General features: G+C 34.1%; 6 protein-coding genes and 1 pseudogene. 3 read left to right on the top strand and 4 right to left on the bottom strand.

All coding sequences use genetic code 11. The annotated features are described in order from the left end of the window. The 4 genes from V7147_RS23180 to V7147_RS23165 form a co-directional block, all read right to left on the bottom strand. A partial coding sequence (locus tag V7147_RS23180; protein WP_335370161.1) for a hypothetical protein occupies window positions 1–318 on the bottom strand: 318 nt, incomplete at its 3' end. 155 nt (window positions 319–473) lie between these two features. Beyond that, the gene (locus V7147_RS23175; protein WP_335370160.1) at window positions 474–872 is read right to left on the bottom strand and encodes a VOC family protein; all 399 of its coding nucleotides are present in this window, start codon (window positions 870–872) and stop codon (window positions 474–476) included. Between the two features lie 324 nt (window positions 873–1,196). Continuing rightward, window positions 1,197–2,168, bottom strand: a complete 972-nt coding sequence (locus V7147_RS23170; RefSeq protein WP_335370159.1) for a hypothetical protein — start codon at window positions 2,166–2,168, stop codon at window positions 1,197–1,199. A gap of 3 nt (window positions 2,169–2,171) precedes the next feature. Then, complete coding sequence (locus V7147_RS23165; protein ID WP_335370158.1) at window positions 2,172–3,179, bottom strand: hypothetical protein; 1,008 nt, start codon at window positions 3,177–3,179, stop codon at window positions 2,172–2,174. 157 nt (window positions 3,180–3,336) lie between these two features. Here V7147_RS23165 and V7147_RS23160 point away from each other — a divergent pair, with 157 nt between their 5' ends. The 3 genes and pseudogenes from V7147_RS23160 to V7147_RS23150 form a co-directional block, all read left to right on the top strand. Continuing rightward, window positions 3,337–4,404: a glycosyltransferase family 4 protein gene (locus V7147_RS23160; protein WP_335370162.1), complete on the top strand. Its 1,068-nt coding sequence runs from the start codon at window positions 3,337–3,339 to the stop codon at window positions 4,402–4,404. A 31-nt stretch (window positions 4,405–4,435) separates the two neighbouring features. Continuing rightward, complete coding sequence (locus V7147_RS23155; protein WP_335370157.1) at window positions 4,436–5,254, top strand: HipA family kinase; 819 nt, start codon at window positions 4,436–4,438, stop codon at window positions 5,252–5,254. 171 nt (window positions 5,255–5,425) lie between these two features. Next, window positions 5,426–5,999 (top strand): annotated as a pseudogene (locus tag V7147_RS23150) (hypothetical protein); the annotation flags it as partial.

Raw genomic sequence — 5,999 nt, 5'->3', positions numbered from 1 at the left:
CCCTTCTGTAATATTGGCACTTAATCCACCTTTTCCAGATGTATCATAAAACTCCTCTATTTCTACCTCTTGAGCAGTATTAATTCTTTGTGCAATAGCTAATTCTTGAGAAACCCTTGCTTGGGCTTCCGATACTTGAGCTATAATTTCTTGACGTGCTGCTTCTTCTTTTAATTTATCCATTGTTGAATTTTCATCTTCAGAAATACTTTGAACTTTTTCAATAGCCTTTTGCGTTCCTTTTCCTATTAGGTAGAGTTGGGGATTTACAGCAAACAATACTTTTTCTTTTGTACTCATATTTTTAAAGTTAATCATTCCTTACTCCTTTAATTAGTTATTAGAATAAAGCTTATTATAACACCTTTTTAACATAATTTTACTGTTATTAAACTATACTGCCTCGTTACTTGAATAAGGAAAAAGCGATCCTTCACTATGGAAGAATCGCACCCGTTTTTTGAAGAAGAAAATTAAACTTCTATTTTATTCAAAATGGTATTAATCCGTAGGTTTTCTTCTATCTTGTCTACGTATTCAAATAACCCAATGCGATTTCCCCAAGGATCAGTAAAAGTTCCCCATTTTACAGGTACTTCTTGACGTGAGAATACTTCGAAATTTTCAACATTCAATTCTCGAACTAACCTATCCTTTTGTGCAATTATATCTTTGATCCCTAAACGAAGGGGGCCACTGCCTTCAGTCGGTTCCCCCTCTGCCACTTGCAGCCAGCAACCAGGTATTAGTTCCCATTCCACAAATCCTTCATGTGGAATAAAATCGGGAGCCTTATTTAGAAAAGTTTCATACCACTTTTGACCTTCTTTTATATCAGTGACCCGAACCTGATAAGTCATTTCGAAAAACATAAAAACCCTCCTAGGAATTCTTTTCCTATTTATTCTATTAAAGAGATAAATTCCCTTCTTTTTAAGCTAAACTGTTCCGATGGCTTAATAACCTCAACAAAAATAAGCGATAATCTTGGACTATCGCACCCGTTAGCTTAAGTACACTATTTCACAATCTTTGATAATCAAGAAGAGCATATTGAATGACATAAGGAAGACTAATCAAATTTTTTATGCTCAACTAAACATAAAACCAAAAAGCATCAAAGTGTATCAAAAATAGATGAGATCACTACTATCTCACTTTATTAGGAATCTAAAAGTCAATAACATACTTGAATTTTAAATCATAAACGAATTATTTGAGAGTTCAAATGGACTCATTGGAAGCTTTTCATAACCGATATTCTTCCCATAAATTTTACGTGTTTCTTCATTAATTTCTTCTCCATTTTCAAAATACCCATAACTCCATTGGTTGCGTGTAACTTCGTTTAAATTTTTCAGAGCTGTTACATATGAATTTACTAGTTCAAGAAGAGTAGAATTATTGTTAAATTCTCCTTCCTTACACCTCTTTAACAATTCTTGGTGATTATGATAATGAAAACAACGTAAATGCTCGCCATTAATCATAAATTCTCCTTGACTAGACCGGGACACATTTCGTTCATGTAAATTCCATGATGCTACATTGTAGCCAGGGTGCTTAATTGGTTTCGCATGGAAGAGAACGGGGCAAAAATTTAACCAGCGCTGTTCGGCAAAAAGTCCTTTTTTTATATCAAATTGTGCGTGACGATGAGTGCGCTCTATCCACCATTCTGCAAATCGTCTTGAAGTTTCTGAAGAGTTTGCTGCAATTAAGCCTGCATTAAAGATCCCATATAGTAACGCATAGTTGTACAGCCACGGTGGAGCTTTATAATTTAAATGATGTGGAGTAAGTATAATTGGATGTTTAGTTAGAAGATCCTCTATCTCTTTAAATGGAGAAAATACCTGTATATCGGAATCAATTATTACAAAATGATTTTCTTCTGGAAAACGAATCATTAATTCACGTAGAAGTAATGGCTTAACAGAACAGCATGCTTCAAAAGGTTTGTACCGAAAGATTCGTTTATCAAAATCACCAGTATTACTCAAATCTTTGGCAAGCCATATTTCATCTGTTCCTCTTAACTCATCTGGAATAGTCCGTTCAACAAGACATATTACGATTTTTGCATCTGGTATTGAACGCCTAATGGAAGCTGCAAGTAACTTCGCCTTTGGCCAATGGCTGGCTGTAATTACAGTACCGAAAATCATTGTTTAAATTCCTCCATTCCTAAATTCTTTTGCAGAAACTAAAAATGGATTAGGAATTTTGTGACGTAGTGATTCACTTTCCCTATATTTTAGCCGATCTTTATCAGAAATTTTGGTCTCGTCTCCAAAATATCCATAGCCCCATTCCTCTGGAAGAAAATGACTACAATCCATCCATCGTAATTCTTGTTGGTATATGAAGATAATTTCCTTCAAAGTTTCATTTTCATCATTTGAGAATGCTTGGATTGCCCGATCAAATATTCCATTTATATTATGGAATCCGAAACAACGGAGTGGTACATTTTCCAGCATAAAGCCTCCGTTCTCTCTAATTAGCTTATTTCCTCTTTCATGTAGATTCCAAGAAGCAACAAAATAGCCCGGATGGTAAAGGATTGCTGTATCGAAAAAATTAGGAGCGTAACTTAACCATTTTTGATCCATATAATTTCCAGCTGTCATATCGTCAACATGGCTCAATGATAAATTTCCCCACCATGATGAAAATCGTTTTGATTCTTTGCAATTTTTTACAGCTATTAATCCACTGTGAAAAACTCCATCAAGAAGAATTAAAAGTTCTCTGTAAAATTCACCTTCACTTGATGGTTCCAAAAGATGAGGGACTAAAACTATTGGAGCATTCGTAGTTTCTGCAACTAGTTCATCAAACGGTCCCAATGCATACATATCGGGATCCACATGAACAATTATCTCCCCTTCAGGATATTTTTCCAATAAATATTTAAAAAAATGCCCCTTAAACGCTCCTGAAACATCAATGGAGGAATGTGCAAACAAAAGGTATACCCATTCATTAATTTTAATATCTTTTGGAAGTTTTACTTCATCAATAAATGAAGAATATTCTGCTGAAAGATGAACCGTCCTTTCAAGTAAAAGGAGAACAAACTTTGAATTTGGATGGTGACGTTTAAGTGATCTTGCAAGAACAAATACACGTGGTAATTGCGATGCAGTTGCAATTGAAAAAAAAATTATTTTCACTCACCTCACGTTGATCATTATAATATATATGTAAAATGCGTATTTATTGTAATTAATGACAATTTTCATAACCATAAAATTGTTATAACATATATATGTTCTAAATCAATATATATGTTATAGATAAAAAAGGTATGGAGGTGTAAAATTGAAAATTGTGCACATTGCTCCGAATAGTGAGATTATTCCACCGGTAAGGGATGGAGGAACAGAACGAGTCGTTTCTGAACTAACCGAGGAGCTTATCCAGATGGGATACGACATCACACTATTTGCACCAAAAGGAAGTAAAAGCAGTGGAAAGATCATTCACTATCCATTTTTAGAAAGAGATGATGAAAAAATCGGCCGTTTTGTATTGGAGAACTTACCTGAAAATGTTGACATAATTCATGATCATACATTTTCAGCAGCAATTGGTCGTTTTAGAAATTTTCATATTCCGGTAGTCAATACAATCCATCTTCCCTTCCAACTAAATGTTAATAATCCCGTTTACGTAAGCAGTAATAGTCTACAGGTAATAGGTGGTGGGAAGGGATTTTATGTTCATAACGGACTTAGACCTGAGGAGTTCCAATTCAAGTCTAAAAAAGATGATTATTTATTGTTTATGGGTAGACTTGTCCGAGAAAAGGGTATTTTACATGCAATTAATGTTGCAGAAAGTATAGGAAAAAAACTTGTAATTGCGGGACCTATCCATGATCCAGAATTGTTTTATAACAATATTAAACCAAGGTTGGAGAAAAATCCTAACCTAATATACGTTGGATCTGTAGGTGGACAACAGAAACAAGATTTACTTAAAAATGCTAGATGCCTTTTGTTCCCTAGCACATGGGACGAACCATTCGGTCTCGTAATGATTGAAGCTATGGCTTGCGGAACACCTGTATTGACTTTTAACAAAGGCTCAGTGGCTGAAGTAATGAAAGGTTTCCCTTATATGATTTGTAGTACAACAGAAGAGATGATTGAAAAATTAAAACAACCAGAACTTCCGGTTAAACCAAAAAACCTCCGGAGGTACGTTATTGATTTTTTCACGGTCAACCTGATGGCAGAGAATTACCTAAACATCTATAAAAGGATATTGAACATAAATGAAAGTCTCCCATATGATCCGCTAATAGACAACTTTCCGAGTTACATTCAAAAATATCATTATTATCAAAATATACTCCCCCCTTTAGTCAGTTCGACAGTGAAAACGAAAAAATAATTCTCTACCAGAGATAAGGAGATGAATCATTTTGCAATATGACTCAAATTCTTTGTTAGTAGCAGTACGGCATATTAGTTCTATCGAAGGTAGTGCTATGCAAAGCCAATTATATGAATGTTCAAATGGTCATTTATATGTAGTAAAACTGCCTGGAAATAAACAGGGTAGAAGGTGTATTGCTAATGACTATATTGGAACAATGCTCGCAAAAATGCTTAATCTCCCGACATTTTCTACATCTTTTATCCATGTTATACCTGAATTACTACCTGATAAAGCAACTTTTCCAAATTTAGCTAACCTAAAACCAGGCATAGCCTGGGGTACCCTTTTTCATACAGAAGTTTCCGAGCCTAAATCTAAGGAAGACTTTATTAATCTAACTAACAGGCACCTTATACCTTGGGTGATTGCTTTTGATCATTGGGTACTTAACTGGGACCGTGCTAATAAAATGGCTAACATTTTATTAGATAAGAAAACGAATAAATGGTATCTAATTGATCATGGAATTGCATTTACTTCTACAGAACTTGTATTAGGGGCTCTTCGATGGAATATAGAAATGTTAAACAAATATCAAAATATAACAAATTATTCTTTCAGAGGAGAACTATATGATCAATTTGTCCCATATGTGAGGGGAAGTAATCCTTTCGATAAAGCTATTAAAGAAATACAAAGAATTAGTAAGGAAGATATTTTAGAGATAATGGACCTTATTCCTGACTCTTGGAAAATCACATCAAAAGAAAAAAAAGTTTTTGCAAGAGCACTTATAAAACGCGCAGAAAATCTGCCTGAAATCTTAAATAATTCGAAGGACTATTATACTGGATGGAAATAATAGAATGCTATCTACTTATCAAGAATTTACTAAAGTATTCTTAATAATTTAGTGTTTGAATTACCTATTTGATGTTTAAAAGCCTCTTTTATCACGAATTGGCTCCTGTCCAAGCAAACTCCAACGGTAAGCATTATATATATATTAGAAGAATTAAGGGAGTGGTAATAATTGGAGGATATTAAATCAATTCGTGTAGTTCAAGGGAAACATCAAGTAGAGGTAATTAATAATCCAACGTCGTATCCGCTAATAGGCAAGGGGAATCAAGGAGCTGTCTTTAGAATTTCTTCAGATAAATGTGTAAAAATTTACGGTAAACCAGAAAGAGCTCGTAAAGAGGGGGATGTATTAAAAGTTGCACAGGAGTCTCCTATTATTCCAAGGCTATATGAGGTAGGGCCGAACTTTATTATTATGGAATATTTTGAGGGTCCAACTTTATTCCAGTATTTACAGTCTAAAGGGTTCATATCTGATAATATGACGAAGGAAATTCTATTCATGCTAAAAGAAATTAAGCGTTTAAAGTTTACTAGATTGGACGCACGAATGTCCCATATTATCGTAACTAGGCAAAATGGGGGAAAAAAATTAAAAGTAATAGATCATTATAATTCATGTACAAAGATTCGGTCAAGACCAAAGGAACTGTTTAACGATTTGAAAAGATTAGGTATGTTACCATCATTTTTGAAAAAGTTAAAAAATATAGATCCAGAATCTTATGCAGAATGGAAAGATT

Source organism: Bacillus sp. JJ1521 (genome assembly GCF_036965165.1).
In the GTDB taxonomy this organism is placed as follows: domain Bacteria; phylum Bacillota; class Bacilli; order Bacillales; family Bacillaceae_L; genus Ferdinandcohnia.
The sequence above is the reverse complement of the archived record's forward strand: the minus strand, read 5'-3'. Positions and strand labels throughout refer to the sequence as shown.

What these genes read in the sequence shown, in the direction of transcription:
- V7147_RS23175 (WP_335370160.1), bottom strand. Translation starts at nt 872, where the DNA reads ATGTTTTTCGAAATGACTTATCAGGTTCGGGTCACTGATATAAAAGAA.
- V7147_RS23170 (WP_335370159.1), bottom strand. Translation starts at nt 2,168, where the DNA reads ATGATTTTCGGTACTGTAATTACAGCCAGCCATTGGCCAAAGGCGAAG.